The organism is Polaribacter sp. 2405UD43-2 (assembly GCF_058147125.1).
The window spans coordinates 157283-175569 of sequence record NZ_JBYVJX010000002.1; the positions used below are offsets into that span (position 1 = coordinate 157283).

Genomic DNA, 18287 nt, shown 5'->3' on the forward strand with positions numbered 1-18287 from the left:
TAATTTTACAATTACACGATTTTTATTTTATAAAACCTACGCCAACTGTATTGTTAGTTTTGGGGTTTATTAAGATAAAAGAACCATTAGATTTATTGTTTTTATAGGAGTCAAACAACAATGGTTTGCTTAATTTTAATTGTATTTCACCAATTTGATTTAAGGCTAATTCTGATGGATTTTCTTCAATCCCAGAAAAATCGGTTTTTATGATGCTATTTAATTGTGTAATTTTTGCCTGCGCATCATTTACGCCGTGTTTGATGTAATATTTTTGCGATGCTTGCAAAGGTTCTTTATCCATCCAACAAATTTTAGCTTCTAATTGTTTGGCTATTAGGGGTTCTTCACCAACTTTTACCAACATATCTCCTCTGCTCACATTTACGTTATCTTCTAAAGTTATTGTAACTGAGCTTCCTCTTTTTGCTTTTGCATATTCTTTATCAAAAAAATGAATGCTTTTTATTTTAGATTTTGTTAATGATGGAAGCACAGCAACTTCATCTCCAACTTCTAAATCACCTCCATAAATTTTACCTGCATATCCTCTAAAATCGTGATAATTTTCTGTTTTGGGTCTGATAACCGTTTGTACTGGAAAACGAGTTTGAGAAACTTCATTGATATCTTCTGCATCTAAATTTTCTAAGTGATTCATTAACGTATCACCTTTATACCAAGGCATATTTTCAGATTTTTCAACCACATTATCACCTTGCAAAGCTGATAAAGGAATGAATGTTAAATTCTGATTTTTATACTCGCTTTTACTTGCTAAGTACTCAATTTCTCCTTTTATGATATTGTATTTCTCCTCAGAAAAATTGACCAAATCCATTTTATTTATGGCAATCACAACATCTTTAATTCTCAATAAATTATTGATAAAAAAGTGCCTATAAGTTTGTTCTACAACTCCGTTTCTTGCATCAATTAAAACAATAGAAGCTTGCGCTGTAGAAGCTCCTGTAACCATATTTCTGGTATATTCTATATGACCTGGTGTATCTGCAATTATGAAACTTTTTGATGGTGTAGAAAAATAAATATGGGCTACATCAATGGTAATTCCTTGTTCGCGTTCTGCTACTAAACCATCAGTTGCAAGAGAAAAATCTAAATAATCAAATCCTCTTTGTCGACTTTTTTCTTCTATGGCTTCTAATTTATCGTCCGTTAATGATTTTGTATCGTATAAAATACGACCAATTAAGGTACTTTTACCATCGTCTACACTACCTGCTGTTGCTATTTTTAATACTTTCATTTTATTAGCTGTTTGCTATTAGCCTTTGGCTTTTAGCTTAGTTTGTAATCGTTTTAATTTTCGCTAAAGGCTAAATACCAAAAGCTAAATGCTAAAAATTTGTTTCACAAATTTTAAAAATACCCTTGTTGTTTACGTTTTTCCATTGCTGCTTCAGAACGTTTATCATCTATTCTGGCACCTCTTTCTGATATAGAGGAATCTCTTATTTCTTCTACTACTTTTGCTATATCTACTGCATCAGACAATACTGCTGCTGTACAACTCATATCACCCACTGTTCTAAAACGCACCATTCTTTCTACCACTTCTTCCTCTTTATCTCTATACACAACTTCATCATCTGCAGACCAGATTAAACCATCTCTTACAAATGTTTTTCTTTTGTGTGCAAAATAGATAGATGGAATTTCGATTTTTTCATTTTTGATGTATGACCAAACGTCTAATTCTGTCCAATTTGATATTGGAAAAACACGCACATTTTGTCCTAAATCAATTCTTCCATTTAACATATCAAAAACTTCTGGGCGCTGATTTTTTTCATCCCATTGACCAAAATCATCTCTTACAGAAAAAATTCTTTCTTTTGCTCTTGCTTTTTCTTCATCTCTTCTTGCTCCTCCAATACAAGCATCAAAACCGAACTCTTCAATAGCATCTAACAATGTTTCTGTTTGCAACATATTTCTACTTGCATATCTGCCTGTTTCTTCTTTTACTCTGCCAGAATCGATATTATCTTGAACGTTTCTTACAATTAATTCAACCCCTAATTCTTTTACCAATCTGTCTCTAAATTCTATCGTTTCTGGAAAATTATGGCCAGTATCTATATGCATTAAGGGAAAAGGAATTTTAGCTGGATAAAACGCTTTTTGCGCCAAACGCACTAAAGTTATACTATCTTTTCCTCCAGAAAATAATAAGACAGGCTTTTCAAACTGTGCTACTACTTCTCTAAAAATATAAATGGCTTCACTCTCTAAAGCATCTACTTTTATTGTTTCTTGACTCATAATATATTGTCTTTTAGATATGTAATCCACACTCGCGATTACTCTCTACTTTTGTTGGATCGAAATATGTAAACTCGTTTGGCAAACCTTTTTCTTCTAAATAATCATCTAATTGTTCATCAGACCAATTGTAAAAAGGACTTACTTTAATGATGCCATCTTTACTTTGAGAAACTACATCAATACTATTTCTAAAAGCAGTTTGTCCTTTTCTTAAATTCGTAAACCAAACATCTGGTTGATGCTCTTTCATTGCTCTTGCAAACGGCTCTAACTTTACTTGCTGTGTAAAAACAACGTGTTTTGGGTCATCTATAGATGGAACTCCTAACACTACATTTCTATGAGCTGCAGTTTGTTTTGGTGAATATAATTGGATATTTAAATCTAATGTTTTAATAATTTCTTCTGCGTGTTTATAGGTTTCTACAGTGTTATAACCAGTATCACACCAAATAACTTTTATCTCTTTTTTTACCTCTGTAACTGCATTTAAAATTGCCACTTCATAAGGTCTGAAGTTGGTTGTAATTACAGGATTTTTTGCAAAAGAAATTGCCCAAACAATAATTTCTGACGGACTTTTACCTTTTAATTCTTTATTAATTTGTTCTAAATTTAAGCTCATTATTTACCCCATTTTACTTTGTTCCAAATTCTTTCATGAAAGAAATACAAAACAAGTTTTGTTAAAAAATCTATTGATGCTATTGAAGTTGCTAAAGCTATTTTACCTGTTAAAATGTATGACACTACTAATGTATCTAACGTACCAACAATTCTCCAACTCAATGCTTTTACCACACTTCTTAAAGGCTTTTCAGAATTTTTATCATCTTTAAAACCTCTAGTTTGTGTGTGTTTTTTGTTAAAAATGATTTGGTCTACAATCATAAAAAAATCAATTCAAATAATTACCCTACTGTTTTAATAGGGTATGCAAACATACATGATTAAAATGTAAAAAAATGACATAGAACCTTAAAAAATATTTAATTCCTATAGTTTTAGTAGATTAATAAAAAAAAGTAATTCTTTTTAAGAATATTAAATTACTACAAGGTTTTAGTTAAAGAAAAAACTATAAAAAAAGTTACTCCTAGCATTTACACAAATCTGCTAAAGTTGTATTTCTAAAAATTTGCAAAGAACTGTCTCTTACCTGAATCATTAAACCATGAACAGCACAAGTATTTTCGTCAGGACAATCTTCGCATTTTTCATAGAAATTAAGACTTACACACGGCACCATAGAAATTGGTCCTTCAAGAATTCGATATATGGTAGTCATTTGAATTTCACTAGGTTCTTTTAAAAGGTAATAACCACCACCTTTTCCTTTTTTAGAACCTAGCAATCCATTTTTACGAAGTGTTAATAAGATACTTTCTAAAAACTTTAATGATATATTTTCACTTTTAGAGATAGTAGCTATTTGCACAGGATTTCTATTTTCCTGTCTTGCCAAATAAGTGAGTGCTTTTATTCCGTATTTTGTTTTTTTAGAAAGCATACAGCAAAACTACACAATTAAAATTATTATGCATTCAATGCTTGTTGAATATCTGAAATAATATCCTCAACATTTTCTAATCCTACAGAAACTCTCACTAAACCATCTGTAATGCCAACTTCTAGCCTGTCTTCTTCAGATAAACGCCCGTGAGTTGTAGATGATGGATGCGTAACAATGGTTCTTGTATCTCCTAAATTTGCTGATAAAGAGCACATTTTTATGTTATTTAAAAAAGTTCTTCCTGCATCAATTCCGCCTTTAATTTCGAAAGCCACAATGTTACCTCCTAATTTCATTTGGTTTTTTGCCACTTCATACTGCGGATGCGATTTTAAAAAAGGATATTTTACCAACTCAACACGCTCATTATCTTCTAAAAACTGAGCAACTTTTAAGGCATTTTCACAATGTTTTTCTACTCTAATTGATAAAGTTTCTAAACTTTTAGACAAAACCCACGCATTAAAAGGAGACATTGCAGGTCCTGTATTTCTTGCAAAAAGATAAATCTCTCTAATCAAATCTTTTTTACCAACTGCTACTCCGCCTAAAACTCTTCCTTGTCCGTCTATTAATTTTGTGGCAGAATGAATTACTAAATCTGCTCCAAACTTAATGGGTTGCTGAATATAAGGTGTTGCAAAACAATTATCAACAATAAAAATTAGCTTGTGCTTTTTTGCAATCTTACCTATTACAGATAAATCTAAAATATCTACTGCCGGATTTGTTGGCGTTTCTATATAAAGAATCTTGGTATTTTCTTTGATTAAACTTTCTACCAAATCTACTTCATCAACCTTAAAATAAGAAGTTTCTATATTCCATTTTGGCAAATATTTTGTAAACATACTGTGTGTAGAACCAAAAACAGAACGACAAGAAACAATATGATCTCCTGCATTTAACAACGCAGCAAAGGTTGAAAATATGGCAGACATTCCTGTTGCAAAAGCATAACCAGCTTCTGCACCTTCCATAGCCACAATTTTATCTACAAATTCGGTAGTATTTGGGTTTGTAAACCTGCTATATAAATTGCGTTCTTTCTCTTCTGCGAAAGATGAACGCATATCTTCTGCATCATTAAAAACAAAACTAGAAGTTAAATATAAAGGTGTAGAATGTTCAGAAAATTGAGATTTTTCTGTTTGATTTCTAATTGCCTGTGTTTCGAAATGTTTGCTCATTTTATAGGTTTTAGGGATTAGGTTTTAGGTTTTAGGGATTAGTTGCACACTAAAACCTAACTACTAAAAACTATTTACTAATTAATTATTATGTTTTGCTAATCGTAAAATATCTCCAAAAACGCCTCTTGCAGTTACACTTGCTCCTGCTCCTGCTCCTTGAATTACAATGGGTTGCTCTCCATAAGATTCTGTATAAATTTCAAAAATGGCATCAGAACCTTTTAAAGAACCTAATGGAGTACTTTCTGGTATAGACACTAATTTTACTTCTAAATTTCCTTTTTCTTTGGATAAATCTCCACTCAATTCCCCAATATAACGCAATACGTGATTTGGTTTCTGATGGTCTTTTAAGGTTTGATATTCATCATTTAACAATTCTAAATTACTTAAAAATTCATCCACAGAACCATTTCTTAAATTTTCTGGAATTAGATTTTTAATCTCAACTTCATCCAATTCGTTTTCTAAATCTAATTCTCTTGCCAAAATTAATAATTTTCTAGCAACGTCATTTCCACCTAAATCTTCTCTTGGGTCTGGCTCTGTAAAACCTTTGTCTATTGCTTCTTTTAAAACTTTTGAAAACGGAACATTTTCAGCAGAAAAAGTATTGAACAAATAACTTAAAGAGCCTGAAAAAACACCTCTAATTTTAGTAATATTCTCTCCAGATTCGTGCAATAATCGAATTGTATCAATCAATGGTAAACCTGCGCCAACATTGGTTTCGTATAAATATTGTTTTTTGTATTCTTTTAATTTTGCCCTTACTTCTTTGTAAAAACTAAAAGACAATGTATTGGCAATTTTATTACAAGAAACCAAGTCGAAACCAGCTTCTATTAAAGGAATATAATTGCTTACAAAGTTTACACTTGCTGTATTATCTACCGCTATTAAATTCTCAAAATGATGGTTTTTTGCAAAGTTAATAATATCTTGAACGGATGTATTTTCATCACCTTTTTCTAAAAGATTTTTTTTCCAATTTTTAGAAACCCCATCTTTTTTTAACAATACTTTTTTAGAATTTGCAACTGCAAAAACATTCAGCTGAATTTTTCTTCGCTCTAAAACAGATTGTGTATTTTCTATAATTTGATCAATTAAAGTTCCGCCAACCAAACCTTTGCCAAAAATAACAATGTTCACTTTTTTGGTAACTCCAAAAACTTGTCCGTGAATTACATTTACAGCTTTGTGCAAATCTTCCTTTTTTACCACCAAACTCACATTTTTACCGGTAACTGTGTTATTGAATAAAACTGGTACTATTTGATTTTTGATTAAAGCATTATAAGGATGATGAAACTCACTCAAATCTTGACCAATAATTGATATTACAGCCACGTTATTTACTACAGAAATCTGATTTACATCTTGTGAATAAAAATCGTTTTCAAACTCTTTTTCTAATGCAGTAACTGCTTCTTGAGCGCTGTCTGCATCAATAATTAAACCTATTCCTCTTTCTGAAGAACCTTGCGAAATAATACTAACACTGATGTTTTTATCACTTAAAGCTCTAAAAATCCTTGCATCAACGCCAACTTTACCCAACAAACCTCTTCCTTCAAAATTTAATAATGCAACATTATTAATGGTAGAAATAGATTTGATTCCTTTTGTTGATGATTTTGATGTTATTAAAGTGCCTTTATCCTCTTTATTAAACGTGTTTAAAATCCGTAGGTTAATGTTTTTTTCTATTAATGGAATAATCGTTTTTGCGTGTAAAATTGTGGCTCCAAAATTGGCCAATTCATTGGCTTCAGAAAACGATAATTGTTCAATCTTTTTTGCATCTGCCACTAAATCTGGATTTGCGGTAAAAATTCCGCTAACGTGGGTATAATTTTGTAACTCATTTGCATCTAAATAATTTGCTAAAAGTGCTGCTGTATAATTGCTTCCGTTTCTACCTAAAGTTGTAGTTTCTCCTTTTTTGTTAGCTGCAATAAAACCAGTTACAATATTAATTGTATTACTGTTTTCTTTAAAATGATGAACAACATTTTCTTTAGAAACCGCAGTAATTGGTTGCGCATTTCCAAAATTTTCATCAGTAATAATTAAACGTCTAGCATCTACAGGGTTTGCAGGAATTTGTTGTTGCTTTAACAAACTCGCCACTACTTTTACCGCAAGTAATTCTCCTTGTGCTAAAACTTCGTCTTTAATTTTTTGGCTATAATCTCCCAATAAAGAAACCCCTTCAAAAATGGTTTTTAATTTTAAAAATTCTTTTGATACATTAACCTTAGTATTAGGTTCTAATTGATATGCTTTAAACTTTTCAAAGTCAGTTTTATAATCTTTTTTTGCAGCAGCTTTTTGCAAAATAGATTCTAAATTGTTGGTCGAATTTCCTCTTGCAGAAGCAACAAGGGCTATTTTTTGTCCTTGGTTGAACTTATTTGCAATAATTTCAATTGCATTTTCTAAACCTTTTCCATTGGCTAAAGATTTTCCTCCAAATTTTACAACTTTCATTTTTTTATTTCTAAAATCTTTATTAAAAATGGGTTCAATTATTTTTTCTAACTGGTCGTATTCTATCAAAAAAGCATCATGACCATGAACAGAATTAATTTCGTTATACGTTACATTTTCTTTGGTTACTGCTAATTTTTTATGCGTTTCTCTATTTTCTTCTGCAGTAAAAAACAAATCAGAATTCACACCAATAATATGAATATTCGCATGAATTTTATCTAAAACTTCTATCGTTTTTTTACCTGCAACAGTTACATCAATCGTTTTTAACAATTGATTCATCAACTTATAAGAAGATAATTGATAACGTTCTTGCAATTTTTTTCCATGATGTAACAACCAACTTTCTACATTAAAAAAGTTAGAATCTTCATTTTTTGATCTCTGAAAACGCTCTTTAAATGATTCTGGTGTTCTATAACACAACATTGCATGCATACGCGCATCATGCACAGGATTGCTAGAATTTACCAAAAACTGTTCTTGAATCTGGCAGTTGGCAATTAACCAATCTGTAGATTTCCAATCGGTTGCAACCGGAATAAAGTGTTGCGTTAAATTGTTTTGCAAAACAACCATTTCCCAAGCAATTCCACCCCCTAAAGAACCTCCAATTAAGGCAAATAATTGATTTATTTTCAATTTTGATAATCCCTCTAAAAAAATTCTTGCAACATCTCTTGCAATAAAATCTTTGTAATTATCAATTAAAAATCCATCAAAACCATTTCCTGGAATATTAAAGCATAAAATGGTATAAACATCCGTATTTATTGCTTTATTTTTACCAACAATATCTTGCCACCAACCATTTTTACCTCCAACTTGGCTATTGCCTGTTAATGCATGATTGATTAAAACCACAGGAGCTAAACCTAATTCTTTACCAAAAACTTGATAGCTTAAATTAAGTTCAGAAATTTTTGCACCAGCTTCTGTGGTAAAATTTTTAATTTTGATATGCTCTAGTCTGTGTTTCAATATGTATTCTTTTTAGACCTCATAGGTTTTAAAACCTATGAGGTCTTTTAAGCCAATTATATCTCTAAAAAAGCCGCTTTTAAATCTGCTTTTAAATCTTCTAAATCTTCAATACCCACAGATAATCTAATCAAATCTTGAGAGACTCCTGCACTTGCTTGTTGCGCTTCATCCAATTGTTGATGGGTTGTACTTGCAGGGTGAATGATTAATGATTTGGTATCGCCAATGTTGGCTAATAAAGAAAATACTTTTGTTTTATCTGCAATTGTTTTAGCAGCTTCAAAGCCGCCTTTGTGACCAAAAGTTACAATTCCGCTTTGTCCTTTTGGCAAATATTTATCGGCTAAAGATTTGTATTTGCTACTTTCTAAGCCAGGATAATTTACCCAAGCAACTTCCTCTTGTGCTTCTAACCATTTTGCCAATGCCAATGCATTTTCAGAATGTTGTTTTATTCTTACTGGTAAAGTTTCTAAACCTTGAATAATATTAAACGCATTTGTTGGACTAATTGCGCCACCAAAATCACGTAAACCTTCTAAAATTAATTTAAAAGTGTAAGAAGCTGCTCCCAAAACTTCGTGATATTTTAATCCGTGATAACCTGCTGATGGTTCTGTAAATTCTGGGAATTTTCCATTTGCCCAATTAAAAGTTCCTGCATCAATAATTGCACCTCCTAAAGAATTTCCTTGTCCGCCAATATATTTTGTTAACGAGTGAATTACAATATTTGCACCGTGTTTAATTGGGTTTAATAATGCTGGAGTTGCAACAGTATTATCAACAATAAAAGGAACTTCTGCAGCTTTAGAGTGCGCTGCAATAGCTTCTAAATCTAATACATCTAACTTTGGGTTTCCTAAAGATTCTACAAAAAAGGCTCTTGTATTCTCTTGCACTGCATCTGCAAAATTATCTGGGTTTGAAGCATCTACAAACGTAGTTGTAATTCCTAATCTTGGTAAAGTTACATTTAGTAAATTATAGGTTCCTCCGTACAAACTACTTGAAGCTACAATATGATCTCCAGCTTTTAAAAGGGTTAACAATCCTGTAGATATTGCTGCGGTTCCAGAAGCAAAAACTACGGCTCCTATTCCGCCTTCAATGGCAGCTAAACGTTCTTGTAAAATTTGATTTGTTGGGTTGTTTAAACGTGTGTAAATAAACCCCAGTTCTGCTAACGAAAATAAATTTGCTGCATGTTCTGAATCGTTAAAAACATACGATGTAGTTTGATAAATAGGAACAGCTCTTGTTCCTCCTGTAGCTGTAACATCATGACCTGCGTGCAACGCATTCGTTGCTAATTTGTGTGTACTCATTTTTCTATTTTTTTTTGAGTTAATAAATAATTAAAACAAAAGTCAAATGCATCAAAAAATTTGATGTACTTACTAGAAAAATGTTATTAAGAATTATAAATTTCTTGGTTAAGAAATTCATTTTTGTGTTATCTATCCAAATATAAAATACTTAGGTAGAATTTAGCACCTTCTTTATAGATACTGAACAGATTTCAGCATTTACAAAGGGTTGCTAAGGCTTCAACGGGTCTAATCCCTCCACCTTTCTTGATAACATTTCAATAAGTTATTGAACTTTGTGAGTGCAAATATATGTTCAGAAAAATTTAATATCCAAATAAAAAGGAATTTATTTTTTTAGAAATAAGAATTTCTCAATTTAGTTGCATATTATTTAGTTATCAATCAAAATATAAACTTAGAACACTTTTATATTGATGAAACCATAAAAAAATATTATCAAAAAAATTATAATATTTAGATTTATAATGTAACTTTGTGCAGAATTTAAGAGGAAAAATTTGAACTGATTGCAACCTCTTTTGTTGAAATGTTTTAGATACTAAAAACAAGTTCAGCAGAACAAAATGCTAAAGCAGTAATTATCTACTTCTTTTAGCAACCTGCAATCAATCTTAGTTTCCTATCAAAAAAAAAGAAGAAAATTATGTCATATTTATTTACATCAGAAAGTGTTTCTGAAGGACACCCAGACAAAGTTTCAGATCAAATTTCTGACGCTTTAATCGATAATTTTTTAGCGTTCGACAAAACGAGTAAAGTTGCTTGTGAAACGCTTGTTACAACAGGTCAAGTTGTTTTGGCAGGAGAAGTTAAATCTAAAACCTATTTAGATGTACAAAAAATTGCTAGAGATGTAATTAACAAAATTGGGTACACCAAAAGCGAGTATATGTTTGATGGAAATTCTTGTGGAGTTTTATCTGCCATTCATGAACAATCTCCAGATATTAATCAAGGAGTAGACAGAGTAAACCCAGAAGAACAAGGTGCAGGAGACCAAGGAATGATGTTTGGTTATGCAACTGATGAAACCGAAAACTATATGCCTTTGGCTTTAGAACTTTCTCATAGATTGTTAATAGAATTAGCAGAACTAAGAAGAGAAAATAAAGACATAACTTACTTGCGCCCAGATGCTAAAAGCCAAGTTACTATAGAATATTCTGATGATAATGTTCCGCAAAGAATTGATGCCATTGTTATTTCTACACAACATGATGATTTTAATACTTCTGAACAAGTAATGTTAGCAAAAATTAAAAAAGATATTGTTGATATTTTAATTCCTAGAGTTGTGGCTAAATTGCCAACACATATTCAAAAGTTATTTACGGATGATATTACTTATCACATTAATCCAACAGGTATTTTTGTAATTGGTGGCCCTCATGGAGATACTGGTTTAACAGGACGTAAAATTATTGTAGACACTTATGGTGGAAAAGGCGCTCATGGTGGTGGTGCATTTTCGGGTAAAGACCCAAGTAAAGTTGATAGATCTGGAGCTTATGCCACAAGACATATTGCCAAAAATTTAGTAGCTGCTGGCTTATGTAAAGAAGTTTTAGTTCAGGTTTCTTACGCAATTGGAGTTGCAAAACCAACAAGTATAAATGTTGAAACTTATGATACTTCAAAAGTAAATTTAACTGATGGTGAGATTAGCAAAAAAGTAGAAGAACTTTTTGATATGCGTCCTTATTTTATCGAAAAACGATTAAAATTAAGAACACCCATTTACTCTGAAACTGCTGCTTACGGACATATGGGACGAACTCCAGAAATAAAAACAGTAACTTTTACAAACCCTATGGGAGAAACTGTTTCTGAAGAAGTAGAAACTTTTACTTGGGAAAAATTAGATTATATAGACAAAGTAAAAAAAGCTTTTAACTTATAATCCTATCTTTAATACATATTTAAAACCTTCAAAATTAATTTTTTGAAGGTTTTTTTGTTGATACATATCACTTAAAAATAATCTCTCTTTAACATTTATTTAAGAGAGCTTACTTTTATAGTTTCTTACCTTCGAAAATAATTCAAAACAAACTTAAATTATGACTAAAAAAGTACTCTCGCAACTGCTTTTTGTTGCCCTTGTTTTTGGTTTTTCTCTTGATGCTGATGCGCAATTCTGGAAAAAAAAGAAAAAAGAAACCAAAAAAGTTGCTCCTAAACCAAAACCTAAGAAAGGAGCCATTAAGCCTTACAATAAGGTAGTTACAAAAGACCACAAAACAGATGAAGGTCTTTTTAAAGTTCACTCAAAAGACAACTCTTACTTATTCGAAATACCAGACTCTCTTTTAAGAAGAGAAATGTTAATGGTTACTAGAATTGCTAAAACCGCAAGCGGAATTGGTTTTGGTGGAGGAAAAACCAACACACAAGTTTTACGTTGGGAGAAAAAAAATAAGAAAATTCTTTTAAGAGTTGTATCACACAATGTGGTGGCTGACACAATTTTACCAGTTCATGAAGCAGTAGTTAATTCGAATTTAGAACCAATACTATTTTCTTTTCCAATAAAAGCTTTCAATAAAGATTCTAATGCTACTGTAATTGATGCAACAGCATTATTTTCTACAGATGTAAAGCCTTTAGGTTTTCCTAGTTTTTACAGAAAAAGATACCAAGCTACAAGAATGGATAAAAGTCGTTCTTACATAGATAGAGTTAGTAGTTATCCAAAAAATATTGAAATAAGACATATAAAAACTTATTTTGCAAATAAAGCTCCTTCTAACAGCGCTTTAGGTTCTATTACCCTAGAGATGAGCAATTCTATGATTTTATTACCTAAAGTACCTATGAAACGTCGTTATTTTGATGAACGTGTTGGTTGGTTTGCTCGCGGACAAATTGATTATGGTTTAAAAGCGCAAAAAAGTAAAACTGTAACCTATTTAGATAGGTATAGACTAGAGGTTAAAGATGAAGACATCGAAAAATTTAAAAGAGGCGAATTAGTTGAACCCAAAAAACAAATTGTGTATTATGTAGATAGAGCAACTCCAGAAGAATGGGTGCCTTATATTATACAGGGTGTAAATGATTGGCAAGTAGCTTTTGAAGCTGCTGGTTTTAAAAATGCAATAATTGCAAAAAGAGCGCCAACTAAAGAAGAAGACCCAGAATATAGCCCAGAAGATATTCGTTATTCTGTAATTCGTTATTTAGCTTCACCCATACCAAATGCAAACGGACCTCATGTTAGTGATCCACGTTCTGGTGAAATCTTAGAATCTGATATTAACTGGTATCACAATGTAATGACATTATTACATAACTGGTTTTTTATTCAAACTGCAGCTATAAACCCAGATGCAAGAAGTAACAATTTTAAGACGGAAACAATGGGAGAATTAATCAAATTTGTTTCTTCACATGAATTAGGTCACACTTTAGGATTGCCTCATAATATGGGAAGTTCTTCTGCTTATCCTGTAGATTCTTTACGCTCTGCTAGCTTCACTAAAAAATACGGAACAGCTCCTTCTATTATGGATTATGCCCGTTTTAATTATGTTGCGCAACCAGAAGATAAAGGGGTTGCTTTAATGCCAAATATTGGTGTATATGATAAGTATGCCATTTCTTGGGGATATAGACCTATTTTAGATAAAACTGCAGAAGAAGAAAAACCAATTTTAGATAGTTGGATTTTAAAAAATGCTGGAGACCCAATGTATAGGTTTGGACACCAACAAGCAGGTGGAGTTGTAGATCCAACTTCTCAAACAGAAGATTTAGGAGACAATGCTATGAAAGCTTCTATGTATGGAATTAAAAACTTACAAAGAATTTTACCAAGACTAGAAGAATGGACTTCAGAAAAAGGTAAAAATTATAGTGAGTTATCTACTATGTATGGGCAAGTTTTAAGTCAATTTAACAGATATATGGGGCACGTTTCTGCAAATGTTGGTGGTGTTACAGAATTCTTTAAAACTACAGACCAAGATGGGGCAGTTTACACGCACATAGATAAAGCTACTCAAAAAGAAGCTTTAAAATTTGTTATTGATGAATTGTTTAAAACGCCAACTTGGCTATTAGATAAAAATATTTTTAGCAAAATAGAATTTTCTGGTTCAGTAGAAAGAATTAGAGCTTTGCAAGCAAGATCTTTAAACAATCTTTTAGATCCTGGAAGAATGGCTAGAATGATTGAAAACCAAACTTTAAACGGTTCTAAAGCATATACTTTAGTTAATATGATGAGTGATTTACGCAAAGGTGTTTGGTCTGAATTATATAACAGACGTTCTATAGACACTTATAGAAGAAACTTACAAAGAGTACATTTAGACAGGTTAGACTACTTATTAAATAAAGCAAAAAACCAAAAAGGTCTTAATAGAGGATATCTTAAAAAAAGTGGAATTACAGTAAATCAATCTGATATTAAATCTATTGTTAGAGGAGAGTTAAAACGTTTACAACGTGATGCAAAAACTGCTTCTAACAACGGTAATACGCTTACGCGATATCACTTAAAAGATGTAGTAGATAGAATTGATATGATTCTAGATCCAAAATAATTAAACCTCTTATTTTACACAAAACCTCATCAAATTTGATGAGGTTTTTTTATCTCTAAAAATCAATAAATATTGATTAATCTTTTATTTTTTCTTTAGAATTTTCATCCTTAAAATCTTTTAAAACTTTAAAAATAGAAGCATTTATTTTATCTTGATTGGTATCATATTTTAGCAACAATCCTTTCTTTTCTGGAAACTGTTCAATAGTAACCGTTGTTGATGGAAAAGCAAAATCTACACCTAATTCAGCAGCCAATTTAACAATAGCAATATGCAATCTGTGTTTAGAAGATTGCTCTATGCCCCAAGCCAAACTTTTAAAATATACATTTACCATAATCAATAAAGCAGAATCACCAAAACCAGTAAACTCAACATTATACGAATCAGATCTTGTTTCTGGATGCGCAATAATAATTTCTCTAACTCCTTTTACAAAAGCTTCTATTAATTCTGGTGGCGTATCATAACGTAAACCTAGCTTAGTATTGTATCTTCTAAAAAGTCTTAATCCTTTATTATTAATCACAATTTCAGATAATTTACTGTTCGGTATTTGATATATTGATGTATCTGCAGCACGTACTCTTGTAGACCTAAAACCTACTTTTTCTACGGTACCCACAACCTCACCAGCTTCTATCCAATCTTCTATATGAAAAGGTTTGTCAAGAAAAATCATAATAGTTCCTATCAGATTTTTTACAGTGTCTTGAGATGCTAATGCAAAAGCCAAACCTCCAATTGTGGCACCTGCTAACATTGTAGTGGCATCAACCCCAAAAAGAATAAGCAATCTAAACAACCCAACCACTAATACTATTCCTGTAAAAAAACTGTGTAAAATTGGCACTAATTGATCATCTAACCTGCCATGCGTTCTTTCAGTAAACTCTGCATAAACACGCATTATTACTTGAACCAGCTTTAAGAAAACATAAATCCAGAAAACTGTTTTTGCGATATTTAGAACTAAAAACACCCAAGTATTAATATCTAAACCAAATTGTAGAGACGGAAAAATTTTATCTATAAAAGCTACCACAACTAATAAACTTATAGGATGTGCCAACTTTTTAATTACTTTATTTACTTCTAAATTTGTGCTTTTGGTTATTTGATGTTGAATCTTTTTTAGAATAAAAAAAGCGATTCTTTTTACAATTAAAAAAATAAGATACCCTAAACTTAAGAGTAACAACAATCCTACAAACTTCCACAACTCTAAGCCAAAGATTTTTTTATGACCAGAAACTGGAATCATTTTTTGCAATTTTTGAACGTACCAAGGAAAAACTTCCTTATATAAACCCTCTATTTTTGCAACAGTTTCTGTAGAATAATACCAATTTTCGCCTATTTTTTCTACAAAAACCTGAGGCATTCTTTGTGGGAATAACACATACCTTTTGTAAGATGTATAACCAATAGTATCTTTATAATTTGCATTTGTAGGAATTCTGTTTAAATCTACAAACAACCCTTTGCCATCTAAAACTTGTTTAATTTTTATGGCTTTTGCAATAGCTTGTTCTTCAGAAAGTCCAAAAATAGTTTTTGCTGCTTTTTTAGGTTGATAAGAATCTGACTGTAAAAAATATAAATGCGTATAAATTGCTGCGTGAGGATTGCTTAAATCTACACGAATACTATCTTTACTATTTGTTTGAGAAAAAACTAAAAAAGGAATACATAAAAATATCCAAAACACTTTACCCATAACTACTTATGTTAAAATCTTGTTAATAAAGAATGCAAATTTAAACCTTTTCCTTTTTTATGTGTCAAAGAAATGTAGATAATATAAAAAATAACTAGTTTTGGGTTGATTAGTTTTTTAAAAAACTCGGTTTCTTAATTGAAATCGAGTTTTTATTTTTTGTAACAATTATATGTTAAGCATCTGTTAAAGTAAAAACTAGATTAAACTTTTTTAAATTCTTTCTGTCTTAGGTATGTAATTAAAAAATAACATTTATACTTATGAAAAATTTAGCATCTATTTTAGCCTTCGTATTCGCATTTACATTTACTGCTCAAGCTCAGCAAAAAAGAATGCTTAAAAAACCAAATTTTACGGTAGAACAACACGCAAATTTGGCAATTAAAAAAATGACATTAGCCTTAGATTTATCTGAAAAACAACAAAAACAAATAAAACCAATTTTGATGACAAAATTTGCAGAAAAGAAAGCTGCAATGAATAAAAGAAAAGAAGCCATAAAAAACAAACAAAAACCTACTACCGATGAAATTTATGCAATGAAAAGCAAGCAGTTAGACAATCAAATTGTGATGAGAAACAGAATGAAAAACATTCTGAATAAAGAACAATTTGAGAAGTTTGAAAAAATGCAGAAAAGGAGAAAAATGAAAGGAATGAAAATGATGAAAATGATGAAAAAGAAAAAAAGAAATCGTAAAAATTCTGATAACAGAAAATAATCTATTTTGATTGGTTTAGTTGATTGCAAAACCCTAATTTCTTAGTTGAAATTAGGGTTTTGATTTTAACAGCATTTCTTTTGCGTTAGGGATTGAAGTGGCATCCTTTTATGAAGAATGAATAAAAGATATAACGTAAAGCCCGACCTTGTGTAACGCCCAAAATCTACTCTTTAAACCAACCAGAATATTTTACATAATTATTGGCAATTCTGTCTATTTCTCCAGAAATTAATTCCTCAGAAATATCTTTTACTTTTTTAGCAGGAACTCCTGCATATATGCTTCCGCTTTCTACGTGTGTATTTTTCGTAACAACAGCTCCTGCAGCAATAATTGAGTTGGATTCTACCACACAATCATCCATAATAATTGAGCCCATACCCACCAAAACATTATCGTGAATTGTGCAACCATGTACAATAGCATTGTGCCCAATTGAAACATTATTACCAATATTTGTGGGCGATTTTTGATAGGTTGCATGGATAACTGCACCATCTTGAATGTTAACTTTATTGCCCATTTTTATATAATGAACATCTCCTCTAATTACGGCATTAAACCAAATAGAACATTCTTTACCAAGTGAAACTTGACCAACAATTGTGGCATTTTCTGCAACATAACAATCTTCTGGTATTTGTGGATGCTTGTTATTTACGGGTTTTATTATGGGCATAGATTTAATTTTACAGACCTCACAGGTTTTGAAAACCTGTGAGGTCTTTTAGTTACTTAAAAAAAGAAAGCAAATTAGCTTTTTTTGAAGCAGAAACCAAAATTTCTTTTCCATTAGAAACAATTACGCTTCCACCTTTTCCTTTTTTGTATTTTGTAATTGCATTTACATTTACCAAATACGATTTATGAATTCTTGCAAAAGTATAATCCTTTAAAGCATCTTCAAAATACTTTAGCGTTTTACTTACCAATTTTTTGGAATTTGTTAAATGAATTTCTGTGTAATTGTCATCTGCTTTACAAAAAACGATGTCATTTATATCTAAAACTTCAAAACCATCTTGTTGCGGAATGGTAATTTTTCCTTTTGCTGAATTTGTTTTTGGAGCTAAAATTTGATGTTGTAATTCGTTCTCTTTTTCTTTAATTTCTGTAACAATATTTACGGCTTTTATCAACTCGTCTATAGAAATGGGTTTTAGTAAATAGTAACTTGCGTGATTGTTTAAAGCCTCTATTGCATAATGATCGTAAGCGGTTACAAAAACAGTTTCAAAAGTTCTGTTTGCTATTTTTTCTAACAAATCAAACGCGTTACCAAAAGGCATTTCTACATCTAAAAAGACCAAGTCTAATTCGTATTTTTGAATTAATTGATAAGCTTCCTCTATATTTTCTGCTTCGCCCAACAAATTTACATTTGGGCAATATTTGCCAATATAATTTCGGAGAATAGCTCTACTAACTTGTTCGTCTTCTACAATAATTGCTTTTAGTTTCATAGTTTTTGTGT

General features: G+C 31.0%; 14 protein-coding genes and 1 riboswitch. Of the genes, 3 read left to right on the forward strand and 11 right to left on the reverse strand.

The features are described from left to right. Positions 1–22 precede the first annotated feature (22 nt). From ACY2RX_RS03995 to ACY2RX_RS04030, 8 genes are all read right to left on the reverse strand, one after another. The gene (locus ACY2RX_RS03995; RefSeq protein ID WP_490102671.1) at positions 23–1270 is read right to left on the reverse strand and encodes a sulfate adenylyltransferase subunit 1; all 1248 of its coding nucleotides are present in this window, start codon (positions 1268–1270) and stop codon (positions 23–25) included. A gap of 113 nt (positions 1271–1383) precedes the next feature. Then, the gene (gene cysD, locus ACY2RX_RS04000; RefSeq protein ID WP_490102672.1) at positions 1384–2289 is read right to left on the reverse strand and encodes a sulfate adenylyltransferase subunit CysD; all 906 of its coding nucleotides are present in this window, start codon (positions 2287–2289) and stop codon (positions 1384–1386) included. A gap of 13 nt (positions 2290–2302) precedes the next feature. Beyond that, positions 2303–2917: a phosphoadenosine phosphosulfate reductase domain-containing protein gene (locus ACY2RX_RS04005; protein ID WP_490102673.1), complete on the reverse strand. Its 615-nt coding sequence runs from the start codon at positions 2915–2917 to the stop codon at positions 2303–2305. Next, positions 2917–3183, reverse strand: coding sequence for a DUF2061 domain-containing protein (locus ACY2RX_RS04010; RefSeq protein WP_490102674.1), 267 nt, complete (start codon positions 3181–3183; stop codon positions 2917–2919). The genes ACY2RX_RS04005 and ACY2RX_RS04010 overlap by 1 nt, the downstream gene beginning before the upstream one ends. A gap of 205 nt (positions 3184–3388) precedes the next feature. Beyond that, positions 3389–3802: an RrF2 family transcriptional regulator gene (locus tag ACY2RX_RS04015; RefSeq protein ID WP_490102675.1), complete on the reverse strand. Its 414-nt coding sequence runs from the start codon at positions 3800–3802 to the stop codon at positions 3389–3391. Between the two features lie 26 nt (positions 3803–3828). After that, positions 3829–4995, reverse strand: coding sequence for an O-succinylhomoserine sulfhydrylase (locus tag ACY2RX_RS04020; protein ID WP_490102676.1), 1167 nt, complete (start codon positions 4993–4995; stop codon positions 3829–3831). Positions 4996–5076: 81 nt separating this feature from the next. Next, on the reverse strand, positions 5077–8478 hold the full coding sequence (gene thrA, locus ACY2RX_RS04025; RefSeq protein WP_490102677.1) for a bifunctional aspartate kinase/homoserine dehydrogenase I: 3402 nt from the start codon (positions 8476–8478) through the stop codon (positions 5077–5079). Between the two features lie 56 nt (positions 8479–8534). Then, entirely contained in the window at positions 8535–9809 is a 1275-nt protein-coding gene (locus ACY2RX_RS04030; RefSeq protein WP_490102678.1) for an O-acetylhomoserine aminocarboxypropyltransferase/cysteine synthase family protein, read from the reverse strand. A 125-nt stretch (positions 9810–9934) separates the two neighbouring features. Continuing rightward, positions 9935–10068, reverse strand: a riboswitch (SAM riboswitch). Between the two features lie 390 nt (positions 10069–10458). Between ACY2RX_RS04030 and metK the strand changes: the two genes are divergently transcribed. Both metK and ACY2RX_RS04040 read left to right on the forward strand, forming a co-directional pair. Further along, positions 10459–11715 (forward strand): methionine adenosyltransferase, encoded by a 1257-nt coding sequence (gene metK / locus ACY2RX_RS04035; protein WP_490102679.1) that lies wholly within the window; start codon positions 10459–10461, stop codon positions 11713–11715. Between the two features lie 160 nt (positions 11716–11875). Further along, positions 11876–14362, forward strand: a complete 2487-nt coding sequence (locus ACY2RX_RS04040; RefSeq protein ID WP_490102680.1) for a zinc-dependent metalloprotease — start codon at positions 11876–11878, stop codon at positions 14360–14362. Between the two features lie 76 nt (positions 14363–14438). Here the strand turns inward: ACY2RX_RS04040 and ACY2RX_RS04045 are convergent, their stop codons facing one another. Beyond that, entirely contained in the window at positions 14439–16085 is a 1647-nt protein-coding gene (locus tag ACY2RX_RS04045) for a mechanosensitive ion channel family protein (protein WP_490102681.1), read from the reverse strand. 263 nt (positions 16086–16348) lie between these two features. Between ACY2RX_RS04045 and ACY2RX_RS04050 the strand changes: the two genes are divergently transcribed. After that, on the forward strand, positions 16349–16810 hold the full coding sequence (locus ACY2RX_RS04050; protein ID WP_490102682.1) for a hypothetical protein: 462 nt from the start codon (positions 16349–16351) through the stop codon (positions 16808–16810). Positions 16811–16976: 166 nt separating this feature from the next. On the opposite strand, the gene ACY2RX_RS04055 is transcribed toward ACY2RX_RS04050, so the two are convergent. After that, a complete protein-coding gene (locus tag ACY2RX_RS04055; RefSeq protein WP_490102683.1) occupies positions 16977–17492 on the reverse strand; it encodes a gamma carbonic anhydrase family protein in 516 nt (171 codons plus the stop codon). A 52-nt stretch (positions 17493–17544) separates the two neighbouring features. After that, positions 17545–18276, reverse strand: coding sequence for a LytR/AlgR family response regulator transcription factor (locus ACY2RX_RS04060; RefSeq protein ID WP_490102684.1), 732 nt, complete (start codon positions 18274–18276; stop codon positions 17545–17547). Positions 18277–18287 lie beyond the last annotated feature (11 nt).